Origin of the sequence: Sphingomonas kaistensis (assembly GCF_011927725.1) — a bacterium.
Lineage (GTDB): Bacteria > Pseudomonadota > Alphaproteobacteria > Sphingomonadales > Sphingomonadaceae > Sphingomicrobium > Sphingomicrobium kaistense.
In genome coordinates this window covers 525,756-545,711 of record NZ_JAATJC010000001.1, presented here as the reverse complement: position 1 = coordinate 545,711, position 19,956 = coordinate 525,756, and the positions used below count along the sequence as shown (strand labels likewise).

Sequence of the window (19,956 nt, the reverse complement as noted above, 5' to 3'; positions counted from 1 at the left end):
CGAATTGATCAGCCGCGAACCGGAGCGACTTCCGGCGGAGGCGGCGGAGGCGGCGGCGCCTGGCACACGTCGGTCGCAAGGACCACGCTGCCATCCGGGCAAGTCTGGGTCTGCGGCGGCGGTGCAACCTCGACCGGCGGGGGCGGCGGCGGAGGAGGCGGGGGCGGCGGTGCCGCGTCACGGCCACCAAAGTTGAAGATCAGGCTGGCGAGCAGGCTGTGCGACCGGAACCGCTCGTTGAACTGGGTGTCCAGCGCGGCACTAGTCCGGCGCTCCACGAACACCGGCGACGAGGTCGTCCCGAGATTGAGAAGGTCGGGATTGCCCTGCACCACCGTGGTTTCGGAATCGCCAAGGTTGAGGCGATTGGTCCGGAAGTAACGATACTTAACGCCGAAATCGATGTTGTCCGACAGCGCGAAGCGCGCGCCGGCGATCAGCTGGTGCGCCCAGGCGTCGTCGCGGTTGCCGAGCAGCTTGGCCCGGGCCCGGCCGTAGCCGCCGCCGGCGTAGACCGAGAAACGGTCGTTGCCGAGATCGAGCAGGGCGTTGGCCATCGCCGAATAGATGGTCATCCGGCCATCGACATTCTCGGTGGTCAGCGCGCCGAAGCCCGGTGCGAAGGGATCGGGCGCCGCCGACGGACGGTTGAGCGCGGTGCTCAGCGTCGCCAACTCGGCGTCGCCGATGCGATACTCGTTGAGCTTGGCGCGCTTGTAGCCGAGCTCGACCTCGGTCCGGATGAAGCCGAAGTCATAACCCGCGATCGCGTCGACATCGTAGCCGCGCTTGTAGTCGACGCGGATGGCGCCGGGCAGGATCACGTCGGCGACGGTCGCCGGGCCGGCCGGAGTGGCCGGGGTCTGAACCGTGGTGAAGTCGGCGAACACGTCGGCGCGGTTGGTCTTGGCCGACATGATGCCGCCCTCCACGCCGAAATAGCCGCCGCTGTTCTGGGCTTGGGCAGGTGCGGCGACGCCGAACAGCACGGCGCTGGCCAGTAGGAATTTTCTCATCTTCATCCCCTGTCTCGTGGAAAAGGGGAGCCCGGCGCGTGACGGTCGGGCTCCCTCCTGATTGATTATCCTGCGGTGCTGACGCGGACGTTGCCGTTAACGCCGGCCGGGAAGAACCCGCCCTGCTGGGCCGCGGCGGCGGTCAGGTAGACGATGTTGAGCACATCGCCCGGCGTCCGGCTGTAGGCGATCGCATTGTTGTCGGTCGGCACGATGTTGGATGCCGCGCCGCGCATTGCCACGCCCTGATCGACGTCGGTCGGACCATCGAGGCTGTCGCGGGCGTCCGAGATCGACTCGGTCGCGGTGCGCAGCGACGGCGTCTGCAGCCCCTTGGCGTAGAGCACCGTCCGGACCAGCCCGGCGTGGTAGCTTTCGGCGGCGAGGATTCCGGCCGCTGCCTCGAGGAAGGTCTTGTTGGTGATCAGCGGCGAGGCACCCTTGTAGGCGGTGACGCCGACGTCCTCGAAGATGAACGCGCCGAGGAGGAAGTTCTCGTCATTGGCATAAGGGTCGAACGACTGGCCCGCACCGATCAGGCCGGCGGCCCGGGCCGCGGCGGAGAAGGCGCTGGTGGCGGTTGCGCTGATGTCGATCGCCGGCTGGGCAACCGCTGCGCTGCCCAGGGCCGAGCGAAGGAAGGCGACGTGCTGGCGCTCGTCGACCGCGATCTCGCGGGCATATTGGGCGACTAGGTTATCGGTGAAGGTGACCTGGCGGCCGCCGGTCACGGCGCCCTGCGTCCCGGTGCCGGTCAGGAGGTTGGCGGCAAGGCCGGTGCCGAACGCCGCGAACGAGTAGAATTGCGCCTCGAGATATTCGAGGTTCAGCGCGAAGTTGAGGATGTCGGCATCCGAAATCGTGCCCGGGTTGCTTCCGGTCGGCGGGTTGCCGCCCGGCGTTCCGGGCACCTGGATCGGCACGTCGTCATTGCCGCCGCCGCCGCCGCCGCCGCAACCGGCAAGGGCGCCGGCACCGACCAGCACCGCCGCAGTGCTGCTGGCGCGAAGAAAGGCACGGCGTGCGTCGCGTCGCTTGTCGCACGCGTCGAGCACTTCGTTGATGGTATCCTGTTCGATCATGTCACGTCTCCGGCCCGCCAAAGGGGCTGATTGAATCGGCTCAGTTGGCCTGGCTGGTGCGGATGTTGCCGTTCACGCCGGCCGGGAAGAACCCGCCTTGCGTGCGCGCCAGTTGCGTTAGGTAGACGATGTTCAGCACTTCGCCCGCCGAGCGGCTGTAGGCGAGGCCGTTGCTGTCGAGCGGCGCGATGTTGGAGGCATTGTCGCGCACGGCGATGCCCTGATCCTTGTCGGCCGGCCCGTCGAGGCTGTCGCGGGCGTTGGAGATGGCTTCGGTCGCCTGGATCAGCGCGGGGGTCTGGATGCCCTTGCGGAACAAGGTCGTGCGGACCAGCGCGGCGTGATAGGCTTCCACCGCGAGGATGCCGGCGGCGGCCTCGAGGAAGGTCTTGTTGCTGATCAGCGGCGCCGCGCCCTTGTAGGCGGTGACCCCGACGTCCTCGAAGATGAAGGCGCCCAGCAGGAAGTTCTCGTCATTGGCATAGGGGTCGAAGCTCTGGCCCGCGCCGACCAGGCCGGCGGCCCGCGCCGCAGTCGAGAAGGCGCCATTGGGATCGGTCCCGATGTCGATCGCCGGCTGCGCCACCGCGGCCGTGCCAAGCGCGTTGCGGAGGAAGGCAACGTGGGCCTGCTCGTCCGACGCGATCTCGTTGGCATAGTCACGCACCAGCGGGTCGGTGAAGGTCACCTGGCGGCCCCCGGTGACGGCGCCCTGGGTGCCGGTGCCGGTGGTAAGTCCGGCGGGAAGGCCGGCACCGGTCACGGCGTAGAGATAGAATTGCGCTTCGAGATATTCGAGGTTGAGCGCGAAATTCAGGATGTCGGCATCGGTGACCGCTGTCTGGGCGGTAACCGGCTGCCCGCCGAGGGTCAGGGTCAGCGGCGCCGCGATTGCGGCGGTGGCCGCAAGACGGAAGAAATCACGCCGCTCATTGCGTCGCTTTTCACGGCTTTCAAGCGCGTGAAGGGCCAAGTCTTCCTGCATGCGTGCACACTCCCTGTTGGAATCGTAAAAGAAGATACGGCCGGTCGATGCGCGCAGATGCACGGGCGCCCACCGCGCGCGAGAAATCGCGGCGCGAGATGCGATGGCCGAAAAAAGTGGAGTATGCGGCGCCCCGGCGGGGGAGCGCAAACGACGGACGAGCCGCCGGTGCCGGAGGGTAGGAAGCGGTACGCAAAAATAACGCTCCCCACACACCTGGGACACCAAGAGGGATGCCCAAGCCTGCCTCAGCAGAGTTGAGAGACAGAACTTGGATAAGAAGCGTTAGTTCCAGACGTTATACGGCATAATAATCGACTGTATTTGCCGTCGTCGTGACCCGTCAGTTGAGGATCAGTTCTCGTCACCCATCCGCAGCGCGGCGATGAACGCTTCCTGCGGGATGCTGACGTTGCCATATTCCCGCATCCGCGCCTTGCCTTTCTTCTGCTTCTCCAGAAGCTTGCGCTTGCGGGTGGCGTCGCCACCGTAGCACTTGGCGGTGACGTCCTTGCGCATCGCGCTGATCGTCTCGCGGGCGATGACCTTGCCGCCGATCGCGGCCTGGATCGGGATCTTGAACATGTGCCTCGGGATCAGCTCCTTGAGGCGCTCGACCATCCCGCGGCCGCGCTGTTCGGCGGTGCCGCGGTGGACAATCATGGAAAGCGCGTCGACCGGCTCCTCGTTGACCAGGATGCTCATCTTGACGAGGTCGCCCTCGCGGGTTCCGATCTGGTGATAGTCGAAGCTCGCATAGCCCTTCGACATGCTTTTCAGCCGGTCGTAGAAATCGAACACCACTTCGTTCAAGGGAAGCTCGTAGGTGAGCTGCGCGCGGCCGCCGACGTAGGTCAGGTTCTTCTGGATCCCGCGGCGGTCCTGGCACAGCTTGAGGATCGGCCCGAGATATTCGTCGGGGACGTAAATGACCGCCTCGATCCACGGCTCCTCGATGCTCGCGATCCGGTTGACGTCAGGCATGTCGGCCGGATTGTGCAGCTCGATCGTCTTGGCGTCCTCGGTTTTCGAATGGCTGAGGTGCAGGGTATAGACGACGCTCGGCGCGGTGGTGATGAGGTCGAGGTCATATTCGCGGGTCAGCCGCTCCTGGATGATCTCGAGGTGCAGGAGGCCGAGGAAGCCGCAGCGGAAGCCGAAGCCCAACGCCGCGCTGCTTTCGGTCTCGAAGCTGAAGCTGGCGTCGTTGAGGCGCAGCTTGCTGATGCTTTCGCGAAGCTTCTCGAAGTCGGCGGCGTCGACCGGGAACAGTCCGCAGAACACCACTGGCTGGACTTCCTTGAAGCCCGGGAGAGGTTCGGCGGTGCGGCGCTTGGCGTCGGTGATGGTGTCGCCGACGCGGGTCTGCGCCACTTCCTTGATCTGGGCGGTGATGATGCCGATTTCGCCGGGGCCAAGCTCGGGGAGAAGCTGCAGTTTGGGGTTCATCGCACCGACCCGGTCGACCAGATGGCGGGTGCCGGCCGCCATGAAGACGATTTCCTGGCCCTTGCGGATATATCCGTCGATGACGCGGATCAGGATGACGACGCCGAGGTACGGGTCGTACCAGCTGTCGACCAGCATCGCCTTCAAGGGCGCATCCGGGTCGCCCTTGGGCGGCGGAATGCGGGTGACGATCGCTTCCAGTACTTCCTCGATCCCGATCCCGCTCTTGGCGCTGGTCAGGACGGCGTCGCTGGCGTCGAGCCCAATCACTTCCTCGATCTCGGCCTTGACCTTGTCGGGCTCGGCCGCCGGCAGGTCGATCTTGTTGATCACCGGCACGATCTCATGGTCGTGCTCGATCGACTGGTAGACGTTGGCAAGCGTCTGCGCCTCGACACCCTGCGCGGCGTCGACCACTAGCAACGCGCCCTCGCAGGCGGCGAGGCTGCGGCTGACTTCATAAGCGAAGTCGACGTGGCCCGGCGTGTCCATCAGGTTGAGGGTGTAGGTTTCGCCGTCCTTGGCGGTGTAGGACAGGCGCACGGTCTGCGCCTTGATGGTGATCCCGCGCTCCTGCTCGATCTCCATGTTGTCGAGCACCTGGCCGTGGGTCATCTCGCGCTCGGTCAGGCCGCCGGTACGCAGGATCAGCCGGTCGGCCAGCGTCGATTTGCCATGGTCGATATGGGCGATGATCGAGAAGTTACGGATGTGGGATAGGTCGGTCATGTCGGGGGGAGCCGCTAGCAGGGGCGGCGCCTCCTGTCATCTGGACCTCCGGGTCCGCAGCGTGCCACAAGCAGCGGCATGAGCACGCCGGTCATCATCAGCTTCGGCGTCGCGATCCTGCTCGGCGTCGCAGGCGGCCTGCTGACCGAGGTAGGGGCCTGGTACCACGGGCTGCGCAAGCCGCGGCTCAACCCGCCCGACTGGCTGTTCGGACCGGCCTGGACCATCATCCTAGGGCTCGCCGCGTGGTCGGCCAGCATCGCCTGGGAAGCGGCGGATACCGATGGCGAGCGGCGGCTGGTGGTCCTGCTGTTCGGCGCCAATGCGCTGCTGCACCTGCTGTGGAGCCCGTTGTTCTTCAAGTGGAAGCGGCCCGACTGGGCGCTGGTCGAGGTGGTGTTCCTGTGGGCCTCGCTGGTTGCGCTGGTGGTCGGCCTGGCGCCGATCTCGCGGCAAGCCAGCCTGCTGATCCTGCCTTACCTGCTTTGGGTCAGCTTCGCCGCCTGGCTCAACTGGCAGATCGTCAGGCTCAACCCGCGACCCGCCTGAGGCTGCTCGGTTCCGCGCCGGCCACCGCCGCCCGTCGAAGCCCAGCCGCCGTTGGTCGATGAACGGGCGTTCACTTCGCGTTTTCCGCTCACTCAACCCGCCGAAGATTCTCTTGGAGCCTCAATCCCATGCGTGATTCCGTTCGACTTCCGCTGCTGCTCGCCGGAGCCTCGCTCGCAGCGCTCGCCACCCCCGCGTCCGCGCAAGGGCAGGGCGCCGCGCCGCTTCCGACGCTGGTCAAGGACGTCAAGATCCCCAACCAGACATTCAAGCTGCAGAACGGCCTGACCGTGGTGGTCCATGAGGATCGCAAGGCGCCGGTGGTCGCGGTCAGCGTGTGGTACAATGTCGGCTCCAAGGACGAGCCCACCGGGAAGACCGGCTTCGCCCACCTGTTCGAGCATCTGATGTTCAACGGGTCGGAGAACCTGCCCGACGATTACTTCAAGTATACCACGCAGATCGGTGCGACCGACCTTAACGGCACCACCAGCTTCGACCGCACCAACTATTTCCAGACCGTGCCCAAGGCCGCGCTCGACAAGGCGCTGTTCATGGAATCGGACCGCATGGGCTATCTGCTCGGCGCGGTGACCCAGGCCAAGCTGGATAACCAGCGCGGCGTCGTCCAGAACGAGAAGCGGCAGGGCGACAACCGCCCGGGCGGGCTGATCCAGTATGAGATCTTCAGCAACCTGTTCCCGGCCGGTCACCCCTATCACCACACCCCGATCGGCTCGATGGCCGACCTCGACGCTGCGAGCCTGGCCGACGTCCAAAAGTGGTTCATCGACAATTATGCGCCCAACAATGCGGTGCTGGTGCTGGCGGGCGACATCAACGCCGCCGAGGCCCGGCCGCTGGTCCAGAAGTATTTCGGTGCGATCAAGCGCGGTCCGGTGAACACCCCGGCGATGGCCAGCGTGCCGCCCGCCAGCGGCAAGACGATCGTGATGAAGGATCGCGTGCCGGCGGTCGTTCTCACCCGCACCTGGGCGATCCCCGGAATGCTCGACAAGCAGACCGCTGCGCTTGAACTGGGCGGCTCGGTGCTCGGCGGCCTCGCCAGCTCGCGGCTCGACAATGCGCTAGTCCGCAACGAGAAGCTGGCGGTGTCGGTGTCGGCCAGCGCGTCGCCGCAGCATCGCGTCGGTCTGTTCCAGGTCCAGGCGACCGTCCGTCCGGGCGTTGAGCCGGCCCAGGTCGAGAAGCGCCTCGACGAACTGATGGCCGACTTCATCGCCAAGGGTCCGACCCGCGCCGAACTGAGCCGTGCTGCGACCCAGGAAGTGGCGGGCACCATCAAGGGCCTCGAGCAGGTCGGCGGTTTCGGCGGCAAGGCCGTCGCGCTGGCGCAGGGCCAGCTCTACGCAAACGACCCCAACTTCTTCCGCAAGCAGCTTGATGAATATGCCCGGGTTACCCCGGCCCAGGTGCAGGCGGCGTTCCGCCAGTATCTGACCGCCGCCCCGCTCAAGATCCGGCTTGAGCCGGGTGAGCGCCCGGCTCCCATCGAGCCCAAGGGCCCGACCGCGCAGAAGGGCGTCGGCACCCCGCCGCCGCCCACCAAGCGCGACGTGCCGCCGGTCGGCGAATTCGCCGCGCTCGACTTCCCGACGATCCAGCGCGCGACGTTGTCCAACGGCATCCGCGTCAACTACGCGCAGCGCACGGCGGTCCCGGTGACCACCATGGCGCTGTCGTTCGATGCCGGCCAGGCCGCCGAAGCCGCCAACCAGCGCGGCCTCGCAGGCCTCGCCATGGGCCTGCTCGACGAAGGTGCCGGCAACCTCACCAGCCAGCAGATCGCCGAGCGCCAGGAAGAACTCGGCGCCAGCATCGGCACCGGTTCGTCGCTTGACCGCAGCACGGTAACCCTGTCGGCCCTGTCGGCCAATCTCGCCCCCAGCCTCGACCTGCTCGAGACCGTGGTCGAGCAGCCGACCTATGCCCCGGCCGAGCTGGAGCGTGTTCGCGCGCAGACGCTGACCGGCATCGCCGCCCAGCAGCGCGACCCCAACGGCATCGCCGCCCGCATCATCCCGTCGCTCGTGTGGGGTGCCAACCACCCCTATGCGATCGTCGGCAGCGGATCGGCCGATGCGGTAAAGGGCTTCACCCGCAACGACATCGTCGGTTTCCAGCAGGCGTGGCTGCGTCCGGACAATGCCGAGATCTTCGTGGTTTCCAACCTGCCGCTGTCGCAGCTGACTCCGCAGCTGGAGCGCCGGTTCGGCACCTGGGCGGCGCCGGCCGGCGTGGCCAAGGGGACCAAGAAGTTCATCGCGGCCCCGGCCCGTCCGACGTCGCCGACCATCTACCTCGTGAACGTGCCCAGCGCGCCGCAGTCGGTGATCGTCGCGGCCCAGAGCACCGGGGTCGACCCGCGCGGCGACATCATCGCCACCCAGGCCGGCAACGAAGTGCTCGGCGGCAACTTCCTGTCGCGCATCAACACCGACCTGCGTGAAACCAAGGGCTGGAGTTACGGCGTCCGCAGCAGCTTCGATGTCGCCCGCGAAGGTGTCGGCTATGCCATCACCGCGCCGGTCCAGGCCGATCGCACCGGCGATTCGATCACCGCGCTCAACAGCCAGGTGACCGACCTGCTGGGCGGCAAGGGCGTGACCGAGGACGAGCTGGCGCGTCTGGTCAGCAACAACGTCAACACGCTTCCGGGTCGCTTCGAGACGTCGAGCGCGGTGCTTGGGGCGATGATGTCCAACAGCCTGCTTGGCCGTCCGGACGATTATCAGGAGCAGCTGGCCACTCGCTACCGCGCGCTGAACCAGGGCGGGATCGACACGGCGCTGCGCCAGTCGATCGACCCCAAGGGGTTCACCTGGCTGGTCGTCGGCGACGCCGCCAAGGTGAAGCCGCAGCTCGATAAGCTCGGCTATCCGGTGCAGGTGATCGAGCCCAAGTAAGGGCCGGTCGTCGCTCGAAAGAGAAAGGGCCCGGGGCAGCGATGCTCCGGGCCTTTTTCGTTGCGGCTCAGCCGATGCGGGTGACGTGGCCCATCTTGCGGCCGGGCCGGGGTGCGCCCTTGCCGTAGAGGTGAAGCGCAGCGGCCGGATCGGCGGCAAGTTGGGGCCAGGCGTCGATCTCGTCGCCGATCAGATTGTCCATCGCCACGCGGGGACTGCGCAGCGCGGTGCTGCCGAGGGGAAGTCCGGCGATGGCGCGGATATGCTGCGCGAACTGCGAGGTCACTGCGCCCTCGATCGTCCAGTGGCCGCTGTTATGGACCCGGGGCGCGATCTCGTTGACCAAGGGGCCGTCGGCGCAGGCGAAATATTCGACCGTCAGCACGCCGACATGGCCAAGCCGCTCGGCGATCGCGCCGGCCTGCCGGCGGGCCTGGTCGACCTGCCCCTCGATCAGCTCGCCGGCCGGCAATTCGGAGCGGCGGAGGATGCCGTCTTCGTGGGTGTTGCGGGTCGAATCGTAAAAGGCGAGGCCGCCGTCGGCGCCGCGCGCCAGCACGACCGAGAATTCGGCCTCGAAGCCGATCGCCTGCTCGGCCACCAGCGGACGCCCGCCGAGGTCGTCCCACACCGCCGCGACGTCGTCTGCCGAGCGCAGCCAGGCCTGGCCCTTGCCGTCATAGCCGTCGCGCCGTGTCTTGAGGACCAGCGGCAGGCCGAGCGCCTCGACCGCAGCGGCAATATCGTCCGGCCCTTCGATCGCCCGCCATGCCGCGGGGCGCGCTCCGGCGCCTTCCACGAAGGCCTTTTCGGCGCAGCGGTCCTGCGCGATGGCGAGGCTTGCGGTGCCCGGACGAAGCTTGCCGGCGATGGTCGCGAGGGGGTCGACCGGCAGATTCTCGAACTCGTAGGTGACGACGTCGCAGGCGGCGGCGAAGCGCTCCAGCGCGGCGACATCGTCGAATTCGGCGCGGGTGAAGGCGGCGGCGACGTCGGCGGCGCAGGGCCGCTCATGGGGATCGAACACATGGACCTTGTAGCCGAGCGGCGCCGCGGCCAGTGCCAGCATCCGGCCGAGCTGGCCCCCGCCGATGATCCCGATCGTGCCGCCGGGCGCGATCACTCCGGGCTCTCGGCGACCGAATCGGTCTGGGCGGAGCGCCATGCCTCAAGCCTGCCGGCGAGCGCCGGATCGGCGAGGCCGAGGATGGCCGCGGCCAGCAGGCCCGCGTTGATCGCGCCAGCCTTGCCGATCGCCAGCGTACCGACTGGAATGCCGCCCGGCATCTGCGCAATCGACAACAGGCTGTCGAGCCCGGACAGCGCCTTGCTCTCCACCGGCACTCCGAGGACGGGTAGCGGGGTCATTGCCGCGGCCATGCCGGGAAGGTGGGCCGCGCCGCCCGCGCCGGCGATCAAGACCTTGAGACCGCGCGCTTTTGCGCCTGTCGCATAATCGTACAGTCGCTGGGGGGTACGATGCGCCGAGACCACCTTTGCTTCATAAGCGACGCCAAGCTCTTCGAGAATCGACGCGGCGTGTCGCATCGTTTCCCAATCGGACTGGCTGCCCATGATGATCCCGACGTCCATTCGCGTATCGCTCCCCGGTCGAACGGCCACTTCCCTAGGGGCGTGCCGCGATTCTGTCACCCGCTCCCAAAACAGCTTGATCTGCGTTATGGGCTGCTTGGCCGCCAGCGGAGTGGTTTGCACGGCATGAGTATTGGCAACGAGGTCGTCGGCGAGGACCCCACCGCGCTGTGGGCCGAGATCGCGCGTCTTCGCGCCACGGTCGCGAAGCTGGAGCAACGGGTCGGTGAGCTCGACCGGCTGGCCCATCAGGATGCGCTGGTGCCGCTCCCCAACCGGCGCGGTTTCGAGCGGCAGCTGGCAGGACTGATCGACCGGATCGAGCGCTATGGCGATGGCGGTGCACTGCTGTTCGTGGACGTGGACGGGATGAAGTTCGTCAATGACGGCTTCGGGCATGACGCCGGCGATGCCGCGCTGATCCACATCGCCGAACTGCTGACCGGCGGGGTTCGCCAGAGCGACACGGTGGCCCGCTTCGGCGGCGATGAATTCGCGGTGCTGCTGGAACGGGTCGACATCGACCAGGCGACCGAAACCGCGACCCGGCTGACCGACCGCATCGCCGGCAGCAGCTTCAGCTTCGGCGGGGTGTGCATCCCCCTCTCGGCGGCAATCGGGATCGCCGAAATCCGCGGCGACGACACCCCCGAAAGCGTGCTCGTTCGCGCCGACCGCGCGATGTACGAGCAGAAGGCCGCGGCCTAGGGCTGCAGGCCTGAAGGGATCTCCACGCGTTTCCACCAGCGCGGGCGCGGGCCGCTGCTGTTGAGGACCGAGCGGCGGAACCAGGCCGCCACCAGCTTCAGCATCAGCGCTACCCACAGGCCCTGCCACAACAGCGCCGCCAGGTGGGGCAGGACCGCGCCGTCCAGCGCTGCACGCGCCATCATCGCGAAGGGCGAGGACAGGGGAAAGGCGGCAGCGGCGATCCCGGCCGAGCCGTGCGGATCGCTGATCGCGAAATTGGCCAGCAGCAGCAGCCCGACCTGGCCCATGGTGACCGGCATCGACAGAGTCTGCACTTCGCGCGCGGTGCTGGCCTGCGCCCCGATCCCGAGGAAGGCGGCACCGATCAGCAGGTAGCTCATTCCGTAATAGAGCGCGCCGAGCAGCAGGAACAACGGCCAGCCGATGGCCGGCACCGGAAGCACCGCGAACAGCCCGGGCGCGAACAGCAGCAGGAAGCTGATAGCGACAGTCATCCACACCGCGATTCCCGTCAGGCTCATCGCCAGCATCGCGAACAGCTTGCCGATGAAGATCGATTCTACCGGCACCGCGGCGGCCAGCACCTCGATCACCTTGTTCGATTTTTCCTCGATCAACTGGCTGAGCAGCATGCCGGACAGCAGCAGGGTCAGCAGGAACAGCAAGGCTTGGCCGGCGCGTGCGGTGATCTCGCGTGCGTTGCGGGTCGCGCCGGCGGTTTGCCTGAGCTGGATGACTCCGATCTCGGGGATAGGGGTCGGCCCGTTCGCCGCGCGGTCGAGGATCAGCCGGACCTGCCCCACTATTGGATCGCTGCCACTGACCTTGCCGATCAGCGACGGCGCATTGAACGGATACTCGAGCACCGCAATCACCGAACCGTCAGTGTCGTTGAGGAGGCTCTTGTAATCGGTGCCCAGCGGCGCAGCCTTTAGCAGCGGTAACTGACCGGTGCCGGGCAGCGCAGCGAGTTCCATCCGCGCCCGTTCGACGCGGGCGAATTCAGCCGGCGCGGCGATTACCGCCACCCGGACCCGCTCCGTATCGCTGGCAACCTTGGCGCCGATGCCGCCGAACAGCACGCCGAGCAGGATCGGGAACAGCGGGCCGAGAAGGAAGAAAAGGAAGGCGCGGCTGAACACCGTCGCCGTATAGTCGCGCCGGGCGATGACGAAGGCGGCCTGGAGCTTGTTGAGGTGGCGGGTCATGCCGGCACCTCCTTGCCCATCTCGGCTGCGGCGGAGGCGCCGGCGATGGCGACGAAGGCGTCGTGCAGGCCCGGCCGCTCGATCGACAGCGTGTCGATCCCCGCGCCGCCGTCGATAAGCGCGCGGAGCAGAGGCTCCGGTCCACCTTCGGGAAGCTCGAACCGCCATTCGCGGCCGACTTGCCGCGCCCCGGCGGGAAGCGCGGCCCGCCAGGCGCCGTCCCCGGCTCGGGTCTGCAGCCGGACTACCGGTCGCAACCGGTCGCGCGCTTCGTCGACCGCGCCGGCGAAGGCGACCTTGCCCGCGGCGATGATCGCGATCCGCTCGCACAGCCGTTCGGCGTGGGCGATGACGTGGGTCGAGAAGATGATCGTTGCGCCGGCCTCGGCCTCCGCCCGGATCAGCGCTTCCAGTTTCTCCTGGTTGATTGCGTCCAGCCCGGAGAAGGGCTCATCGAGCACGATCAGGCGCGGCTTGTGGACCAGGGTGCCGAGCAGTTGGACGGTCTGCGCCATGCCCTTGGAAAGGGTGCGGATCGGCTTCTTCTCCCACTCGGCCAGGCCGCGATCGGCGAGCAGGGCGGTGGCGCGGCGGCGGCCTTCGGCGATCGGCAGTCCGCGCAGTGCGCCCATGAATGCGATCGCTTCGCGCGCGGTCATCGAAGGATAGAGCCCGCGCTCCTCGGGCAGGTAGCCGACCTCGTTGGCGGCGGTCAGCGGGGCCGAGCGGCCGAGCAGGCTGCGGGTGCCGCTATCGGGGTCGATGATCCCCAGCAGCATGCGCAGCGTGGTTGTCTTGCCCGCGCCGTTGGGGCCGAGCAGTCCGAAGATGCTGCCCGCCGGCACTTGCAGGCTCACCCCGTCGACCGCGCGCTTGGTCCCGAAAATCTTTACGAGGTCGCGCGCTTCGACTGCGGCCTCTGCTTCACGCTGCACTCGACTGGCCTCCCCGCACGTGCCCTTGTAGTGAGCGCCGGTGCTTGAACCCGCAAGCCTTAAGGAACGGATACGCGCCGAGGCCGAGCGGCTGGGTTTCGTGTCGTGCGGCTTCGCGCGTGCCGATGCGGTGCCGGAGGCGGGCGATCGATTGCGCGAGTGGCTGGCCGAAGGGCGCCACGGCGCGATGGGCTGGATGGAGGAGCGCGCCGGCCAGCGGGCCAGTCCGCAGGGCTTGTGGCCGGAGGCGAACAGCGTGATCGCGCTGGCGATGAGCTATGCCCCCGCGGGCGATCCGCGCGCGCTGGAGGCGGAGCCGTCGCTTGGCCGCATCAGCGTCTATGCCCAGGGCGCCGACTATCACAAGACGGTCAAGAAGGCGCTGAAGGCGCTCGCCCGCTTCATCGTCGACGCTTGCCCAAGCGAGCTCAAGGTATTCGTCGATACCGCCCCCGTGATGGAAAAGCCGCTCAGCGCAGCGGCCGGGATCGGGTGGCAGGGCAAGCATACCAATCTCCTGTCGCGCACCCACGGCAACTGGCTGTTCCTCGGCGTCATCTTCACCGAGCTGGAGCTGGAGCCCGACCTGCCGGCAAGCGATCATTGCGGCAGTTGCAGCGCCTGCATGGTGGCCTGCCCGACCGGGGCGATCGACGGGCCGGGCCGGCTCGATGCGCGGCGGTGCATTTCCTACCTGACGATCGAGCATTCGGGCCCGATCCCGCTCGAATATCGCGAGGCGATCGGCAACCGCATCTACGGCTGCGACGATTGCCTCGCCGCCTGCCCGTGGAACCGGTTCGCCGCGCAGGCGCAGGCCAATCGCGCCTTCCTGCCCCGCGCCGAACTGGTCGCGCCGGCCCTGGGGGATTTGCTGGCGCTCGACGACGCGAGCTTCCGCGAACTGTTCTCGGGCAGTCCGATCAAGCGGATCGGAGTCGGGCGCTTCCTGCGCAACTGCCTGATCGCGGCGGGCAACAGCGGCGACCTGGCGCTGGCGGCGCGGGTCGAGGCGCTGCGCGGGGACGAGGATCCGGTGGTGGCGGAAGCCGCCGAATGGGCCAGCGCCAGGCTCCTCAGCGGGTCAGGCTGACCACGCATCCTTCGACCGCCACCGTCTCGCCCGTTCCCGGCCGCCGCGCGTCGGCATGCAGCACAGTCGCCGCGCCGGCCCCGTTGACCGGCGGGTACAGATAGGTGTCGAGCACGCAGCTCGCATTCTGCCACTGCAGCTTGAGCCCGCTTCCCTCGCGCACCCGGAAGGGCGCCGGGCCGAAGCGGCCGAGCAGCTCGGCCTCGGTCAGCCCGCTGAGGTTGGTCCGTACCTCCGCCGGCGCCGGAACGCCTGGCGTCGGTGCTGGGGCGGGTCGGGGAGTGGTGGCGCAGGCCCCGACGAACAGGGCGGCAAGCGGAAACAGGCGGCGCATGGGCAGGGCTTTGTCATCACGGGGGAAGGGAGGCAATGGCTAGCGGCGCGGTCCCTGACCTTCCCTGAATGGCCGGATGGCGGTAGGGCGCGCGCCACTTCCAACAATCAGGACTGCCCATGACCGCTCCCCGCTACGACGTGCTCGCCATCGGCAATGCCATCGTCGATGTGATCGCCGATGCCGACGACGCCTTTCTCGAGGCGCAGGGTCTCGACAAGGCGAGCATGCGGCTGATCGACGAGGCCGAGGCCGAGCGGCTCTACGGCCTGATGGGTCCGGGCCGCGAGGCAAGCGGCGGGTCGGCCGGCAACACCGCGGCGGGACTTGCCGCGTTTGGCATCAAGACCGCCTTCATCGGCCAGGTCGCCGACGACCAGCTCGGTGCCATCTATCGCCACGACATCCGCAGCCTGGGTGTCGACTTCGACACTCCGGCCCGAGGCGACGTCGGCGCCACCGCGCGCTGCCTGATCCTGGTCACCGCCGATGCGCAGCGGACCATGAACACCTTCCTCGGCGCGGCGCAGCAGCTGTCGCCGGACGCCATCGACCTCGATGCCGTGCGCGATGCGGGCATCCTCTATCTCGAAGGCTATCTGTGGGACCCCGAAGTGCCGCGGGCCGCGATGGAAGCCGCGATCGCCGCTGCGCGCGAGGCAGGCCGCAAGGTCGCCTTTACGTTGAGCGACACCTTCTGCGTCGACCGCCACCGCGACGGCTTCCACCGTCTGCTCGACGAGAAGAAGGTCGACATCCTGTTCGCCAACGAGGCTGAACTGCTGGCGATGACCGGCGAGAGCGACTTCGAGGCGGCCCTCGCCAGCCTGTCGGCCAAGGTGCCGGTGCTGGCCGTCACCCGCAGCGAGCAGGGTGCGGTGGCGGTTGCCGGTTCGGAGCGCGCCTCGGTCCCGGCCGAGCCGATCGAGCGCCTGGTCGACACTACCGGTGCGGGGGACCTGTTCGCCGCCGGCTTCCTCGCCGGCCAGGCCCGCGGGCTCAGCCTCGAAGCCTCGATCCGTCTCGGCGCGATCGCCGCGGCGGAAGTGATCCAGCATTATGGCGCCCGTCCCGAGGCTGACCTCAAGGCGCTTGCTGGCGACATTCTCTAGGCCGCCGCTCAGCTGGGCAAACAGAAAGGGCCGGTGCATCGCTGCACCGGCCCTTCTTTTTTGGCCGAGGCCCGCGAGATTAGTCGCGGGTCACGGTGCCCCCGTCGGGATTGTCCTCGGGGAAGTAGGGCATTTCGCCGTCGGCAGTGACGGTGTGGCCCTTGCCCAGCTCGCTGTTGTGCATGCCGTAGATGAAATACAGCGCGGTCATGCCGAGCATGTACCAGATGAAGAACACCAGCACGTTCCACGGAACGGTGGTGATCAGGTACAGACAGGAGAGGATGCCGAAGATCGGCAGGATCGGATAAAGCGGCACCTTGAACCCGCGCGGCAGTTCCGGCGCGGAACGGCGGAGGTAGATCACCGACAGGCAGACGATGGCGAAGGCCGCCAGCGTTCCGACCGAGGTCATGTCGCCCAGCACGTTGATGTCGAAGAAGCCGGCGGCGATGGCGGTGATGATGCCGACCAGGATGGTGTTGATGTACGGCGTCTTGAACCGCGGGTGGACCGTCGCGAACACCTTCGGCAGCAGGCCGTCACGGGCCATGGTGTAGAAAATGCGGGTCTGGGCATACATCAGCACCAGCACGACCGAGGTCAGGCCGATGATCGCGCCGATCTTGATGATCTTGGCCAGCCAGCTCCAGGTCGGGCCGAAGTTGTCGACGACGACGGCGACGGGGTCAGGCACGTTGAGCTGGGCGTAGGGCACCAGCAGGGTCATGATCGCGGCCACCAGCATGTAGATGACGGTGCAGACGATCAGCGACCCGATGATCCCGAACGGCATGTCGCGCTTGGGATCCTTGGCTTCCTGCCCGGCGGTCGAGACCGCTTCGAAGCCGATGTAGGCGAAGAAGACGATGGAGGCGGCACGCATGATGCCGTCGACGCCGAATTGCCCCTCGCCGGTGTTTTCCGGAATGAACGGGGTCCAGTTGCGGGTGACGAGGTCACCGAAGTTGGACAGGACGATCAGGCCGCCGACGACGATGAAGGCGACCAGCACGCTGACCTTGATCGCGACGATGGCGTTGTTGACCTTGGCCGATTCCGACACGCCGACCACCAGCAGGACCGACAGCGCAAGGCAGATCAGGAAGGCGGGGAGGTTGAACAGGGTGACGACCTCGGCGCCGTTGATTAGCACCGGCGCGCCTTCCTTCATTAGCGTGTAGCCGGCGGGCCCGGTGAATTGGGGCGGAATGACCAGCCCGAAGTCGGCCAGCAGACTGACGACGTAGCCGCCCCAGCCGACCGCCACGACCGATGCCGCAAGCCCGTATTCGAGCAGCAGCAGCGCGCCCATGATCCAGGCGACGAATTCGCCCAGCGTGGTGTAGCCATACGTGTAGGCCGACCCCGAGACTGGCAGGGTCGAGGAGAGTTCGGCGTAGCAGAGGCCCGCGAACGCGCAGACGATGCCCGCCACCACGAAGCTCAGCAGCACAGCCGGGCCGGCGTGCAGGGCGGCGGCGCTGCCGGTGCGGACGAAGATGCCCGCGCCGATGATGCAGCCGACGCCGAGCAGCAGCAGGTTCCACTTGCCCAGCGTCCGCTTGAGTTCGCTCGACGCGGACTCCTGCTGAACTTGAGCGATCGACTTGCGGGCGAACATTCGCCCAATCAGTGTCTTCTTTGGCGCGGCACTGGCCATGAAGGCTCCCCCGAGAACTTGGATGTGAAATCGGCGCGGAGCCTAGCGGCTAGTTCCGCCTGTGCAATCCCTCTGTCACATGCCCGCCACAGGGGTCCGGCTTCAGCGCGCGAGCATCGGTCCCAGCGGCTGACCACCGAACAGGTGGACATGGAGGTGCGGCACTTCCTGGCCGGCGCGCTTGCCGCTGTTGGCGAGGATCCGGTAGCCCTGCGGTTCTGCACCGACCAGCCGGGCGGTCTCGCCGATCGCCCGGACGAAGCCGGCGATTTCCGCTTCGGGCGCGGTGGCCGCGAAATCGTCCCAGCTGACGTAGGCGCCCTTGGGGATCACCAGCACGTGCACCGCGGCCACCGGATTGATGTCGTGGAAGGCCAGGGCATGGTCTGTTTCCAACACCTTGCGGCACGGCAGCTCGCCGCGCAGGATCCGCGCGAAGATGTTGCTGTCATCGTACGGCTGCTTGTGATCGATTGGCATGAACGCGTTTCCCGGTTGACCCTGTTGGGCGCCTCGCTACCAGTTCGACGCATGGCCGACGAGAGTCCAGAAAGCCTGATTCCCTATGACGAGATCGTGCAGGAAGCGCTGCGCGATGTGGTCGGGAGAGTGCTGTCCTCGGTCGAGAAGGGCGGATCGCTTCCGGGCGGCCACCATTTCTACATCACCTTCCGCACGCGGATGGCAGGGGTCGAGATTCCCAAGCATCTCGCCCAGCGGTTCCCGGACGAGATGACCATCGTCATCCAGCACCGTTACTGGGACCTGCATGTCGCGCCCGACTTCTTCACGGTGGGTCTGAGCTTCGGCGGCGTGCCCGCGATGCTTCGGGTCCCGTTCGCGGCGGTGACCGATTTCGTTGATCCGGCGGTCGACTTCAGCCTCAAGTTCCAGGCCAATGGGGCCGAGAACGATGGCCACGAAGACCATGACGACGCCGAAAACGACGTCCCGGTCGCGGTGCCGGTGGAAGACGGCTCCAACGTCGTCTCGGTGGATTTCACTCGCAAGAAATGAGCCTGGGGCCGGCTGGGCTTGATCCGGCCATCGCCATCCTCTTTAGCGCTCTCCGACAGCTAACAGGCAGCCCGCGCCACCGGGCTACGGAGAACGCATGACCAACACCCGCACCGAAACCGACAGCTTCGGCCCGATCGAGGTTCCTGCCGATTGCTATTGGGGGGCGCAGACCCAGCGCAGCCTCGGCAACTTTCCGTTCGGGGAGCGGGAGCGAATGCCGATCCGGCTGGTCCACGCGCAGGCGATCGTGAAGCAGGCGGCAGCGCGGGTGAACCGCAAGCATGGCCTCGACGGCAAGCTTGCCGATGCGATGGAAAGCGCCGCTTCGGCCATCATTGCGGGTCAGCACGACGATCAGTTCCCGCTCACCATCTGGCAGACCGGCAGCGGCACCCAGACCAACATGAACGTCAACGAGGTGATCGCGGGCATCGCCAACGAGGCGCTGGGACAGGGCAAGGGCGGCAAGAGCCCGGTCCACCCCAACGATCACGTCAACAAGAGCCAGAGCTCCAACGACAGTTTCCCGAGCGCGCTTCACGTCGCGGCCGTGCTGGCCGCCGAGCAGCAGCTTTATCCCGCGCTCGAGCAATTGACTGCTGCGCTGGAGGCCAAGGCCAAGGCGTGGGACGGGATCGTCAAGATCGGCCGCACCCACACCCAGGATGCGACCCCGCTGACGCTGGGCCAGGAATTTTCGGGCTATGCCGCGCAGCTGGTCAATTGCCGCAAGCGGATCGAGGGCGCGCTCGAAGGCAATCTGCGCAAGCTCGCGATCGGTGGCACCGCGGTCGGCACCGGGCTCAACGCGCCCGCCGGCTGGTCGGACGACATGTGCGCGGCGATCAGCGACATTGCGGGCAGCCGGTTCGAGCCCGCCCCCAACAAGTTCGCCGAAATGGCCGCGCGCGATGGCCTCGTCTTCTTCCACGGCGCGCTCGCCACGCTGGCGGTGGCGCTGACCAAGATCGGCAACGACATCCGCTTTCTCGGCTCCGGCCCGCGCTCGGGCCTCGGCGAACTCAGCCTGCCCGAGAACGAGCCGGGCAGCTCGATCATGCCGGGCAAGGTCAATCCGACCCAGGTGGAAAGCCTGACGATGGTCTGCGCCCAGGTGATCGGCAACGGCCAGGCGGTGACCGTCGGCGGGATGCAGGGGCATTTCGAATTGAACGTGTTCATGCCGCTGATCGGTTCCAACGTGCTGCGGTCGGTCGAACTGCTGTCGATCGCGATGGTCAGCTTTGCCGAACGCTGTGTCGAAGGCATGACCGCCAACGAGGCGCAGATCGCCGAGCTGGTCGGGCGATCGCTGATGCTGGTCACCGCGCTCGCGCCCGAGATCGGCTACGACAATGCCGCGACCATCGCCAAGCATGCCCACAAGAAGGGGCAGACGCTGAAGGAGGCCGGGCTCGAGCTCGGGCTGGTCGATGCCGAGACCTTCGACCGGGTGGTCCGGCCCGAGACGATGATCGGGCGGTAGAGCGCCGTCCTCGCAACGCTGCTTCGGGTTGTCGAGTCGCCCGATTGACTCTGTTCGCGGACTC

General features: G+C 67.3%; 18 protein-coding genes. 7 read left to right on the top strand and 11 right to left on the bottom strand.

What is annotated here, in order from left to right:
- Window positions 1-8: 8 nt before the first annotated feature.
- The 4 genes from GGQ97_RS02590 to lepA form a co-directional block, all read right to left on the bottom strand.
- Window positions 9-1,016 carry an outer membrane beta-barrel protein gene (locus GGQ97_RS02590; RefSeq protein WP_168067500.1) on the bottom strand — a complete coding sequence of 336 codons (1,008 nt, stop codon included), beginning with the start codon at window positions 1,014-1,016 and terminating at the stop codon, window positions 9-11.
- 65 nt (window positions 1,017-1,081) lie between these two features.
- Window positions 1,082-2,098 (bottom strand): ferritin-like domain-containing protein, encoded by a 1,017-nt coding sequence (locus tag GGQ97_RS02585; RefSeq protein ID WP_168067499.1) that lies wholly within the window; start codon window positions 2,096-2,098, stop codon window positions 1,082-1,084.
- A 40-nt stretch (window positions 2,099-2,138) separates the two neighbouring features.
- Window positions 2,139-3,083 carry a ferritin-like domain-containing protein gene (locus GGQ97_RS02580; protein ID WP_168067498.1) on the bottom strand — a complete coding sequence of 315 codons (945 nt, stop codon included), beginning with the start codon at window positions 3,081-3,083 and terminating at the stop codon, window positions 2,139-2,141.
- Window positions 3,084-3,437: 354 nt separating this feature from the next.
- On the bottom strand, window positions 3,438-5,261 hold the full coding sequence (gene lepA / locus GGQ97_RS02575) for a translation elongation factor 4 (RefSeq protein WP_168067497.1): 1,824 nt from the start codon (window positions 5,259-5,261) through the stop codon (window positions 3,438-3,440).
- A gap of 78 nt (window positions 5,262-5,339) precedes the next feature.
- On the opposite strand from lepA, the gene GGQ97_RS02570 reads away from it, so the two are divergent.
- Window positions 5,340-5,810, top strand: a complete 471-nt coding sequence (locus GGQ97_RS02570; protein ID WP_168067496.1) for a TspO/MBR family protein — start codon at window positions 5,340-5,342, stop codon at window positions 5,808-5,810.
- Window positions 5,811-5,938: 128 nt separating this feature from the next.
- Window positions 5,939-8,737 (top strand): M16 family metallopeptidase, encoded by a 2,799-nt coding sequence (locus tag GGQ97_RS02565; RefSeq protein ID WP_168067495.1) that lies wholly within the window; start codon window positions 5,939-5,941, stop codon window positions 8,735-8,737.
- A 67-nt stretch (window positions 8,738-8,804) separates the two neighbouring features.
- Here the strand turns inward: GGQ97_RS02565 and GGQ97_RS02560 are convergent, their stop codons facing one another.
- Together GGQ97_RS02560 and purE are read right to left on the bottom strand one after the other, a co-directional pair.
- Window positions 8,805-9,860, bottom strand: coding sequence for a 5-(carboxyamino)imidazole ribonucleotide synthase (locus tag GGQ97_RS02560; RefSeq protein WP_342448429.1), 1,056 nt, complete (start codon window positions 9,858-9,860; stop codon window positions 8,805-8,807).
- Window positions 9,857-10,330, bottom strand: coding sequence for a 5-(carboxyamino)imidazole ribonucleotide mutase (purE, locus tag GGQ97_RS02555; RefSeq protein WP_168067493.1), 474 nt, complete (start codon window positions 10,328-10,330; stop codon window positions 9,857-9,859). Before purE ends, GGQ97_RS02560 begins: the two co-directional genes overlap by 4 nt.
- A gap of 126 nt (window positions 10,331-10,456) precedes the next feature.
- On the opposite strand from purE, the gene GGQ97_RS02550 reads away from it, so the two are divergent.
- The gene (locus tag GGQ97_RS02550; protein WP_168067492.1) at window positions 10,457-11,038 is read left to right on the top strand and encodes a GGDEF domain-containing protein; all 582 of its coding nucleotides are present in this window, start codon (window positions 10,457-10,459) and stop codon (window positions 11,036-11,038) included.
- On the opposite strand, the gene GGQ97_RS02545 is transcribed toward GGQ97_RS02550, so the two are convergent.
- Together GGQ97_RS02545 and GGQ97_RS02540 are read right to left on the bottom strand one after the other, a co-directional pair.
- Complete coding sequence (locus GGQ97_RS02545) at window positions 11,035-12,249, bottom strand: ABC transporter permease (RefSeq protein ID WP_168067491.1); 1,215 nt, start codon at window positions 12,247-12,249, stop codon at window positions 11,035-11,037. The two genes, GGQ97_RS02550 and GGQ97_RS02545, sit on opposite strands and share 4 nt — an antisense overlap.
- Window positions 12,246-13,184, bottom strand: coding sequence for an ATP-binding cassette domain-containing protein (locus tag GGQ97_RS02540; protein ID WP_168067490.1), 939 nt, complete (start codon window positions 13,182-13,184; stop codon window positions 12,246-12,248). The genes GGQ97_RS02545 and GGQ97_RS02540 overlap by 4 nt, the downstream gene beginning before the upstream one ends.
- Before the next feature lie 40 nt (window positions 13,185-13,224).
- Between GGQ97_RS02540 and queG the strand changes: the two genes are divergently transcribed.
- Window positions 13,225-14,277: a tRNA epoxyqueuosine(34) reductase QueG gene (gene queG / locus GGQ97_RS02535; protein WP_168067489.1), complete on the top strand. Its 1,053-nt coding sequence runs from the start codon at window positions 13,225-13,227 to the stop codon at window positions 14,275-14,277.
- On the opposite strand, the gene GGQ97_RS02530 is transcribed toward queG, so the two are convergent.
- On the bottom strand, window positions 14,261-14,611 hold the full coding sequence (locus GGQ97_RS02530; protein ID WP_168067488.1) for a hypothetical protein: 351 nt from the start codon (window positions 14,609-14,611) through the stop codon (window positions 14,261-14,263). The genes queG and GGQ97_RS02530 overlap by 17 nt on opposite strands.
- Before the next feature lie 119 nt (window positions 14,612-14,730).
- On the opposite strand from GGQ97_RS02530, the gene GGQ97_RS02525 reads away from it, so the two are divergent.
- Window positions 14,731-15,723, top strand: coding sequence for an adenosine kinase (locus GGQ97_RS02525; RefSeq protein ID WP_168067487.1), 993 nt, complete (start codon window positions 14,731-14,733; stop codon window positions 15,721-15,723).
- Window positions 15,724-15,802: 79 nt separating this feature from the next.
- On the opposite strand, the gene GGQ97_RS02520 is transcribed toward GGQ97_RS02525, so the two are convergent.
- Both GGQ97_RS02520 and GGQ97_RS02515 read right to left on the bottom strand, forming a co-directional pair.
- Window positions 15,803-17,386, bottom strand: coding sequence for an amino acid permease (locus tag GGQ97_RS02520; protein WP_168067486.1), 1,584 nt, complete (start codon window positions 17,384-17,386; stop codon window positions 15,803-15,805).
- 102 nt (window positions 17,387-17,488) lie between these two features.
- Window positions 17,489-17,866 (bottom strand): HIT domain-containing protein, encoded by a 378-nt coding sequence (locus tag GGQ97_RS02515; protein ID WP_168067485.1) that lies wholly within the window; start codon window positions 17,864-17,866, stop codon window positions 17,489-17,491.
- Window positions 17,867-17,917: 51 nt separating this feature from the next.
- Between GGQ97_RS02515 and GGQ97_RS02510 the strand changes: the two genes are divergently transcribed.
- On the top strand, window positions 17,918-18,403 hold the full coding sequence (locus tag GGQ97_RS02510; RefSeq protein WP_168067484.1) for an SspB family protein: 486 nt from the start codon (window positions 17,918-17,920) through the stop codon (window positions 18,401-18,403).
- Between the two features lie 97 nt (window positions 18,404-18,500).
- Complete coding sequence (gene fumC, locus GGQ97_RS02505; protein WP_168067483.1) at window positions 18,501-19,892, top strand: class II fumarate hydratase; 1,392 nt, start codon at window positions 18,501-18,503, stop codon at window positions 19,890-19,892.
- The last annotated feature ends 64 nt before the right edge of the window (window positions 19,893-19,956 follow it).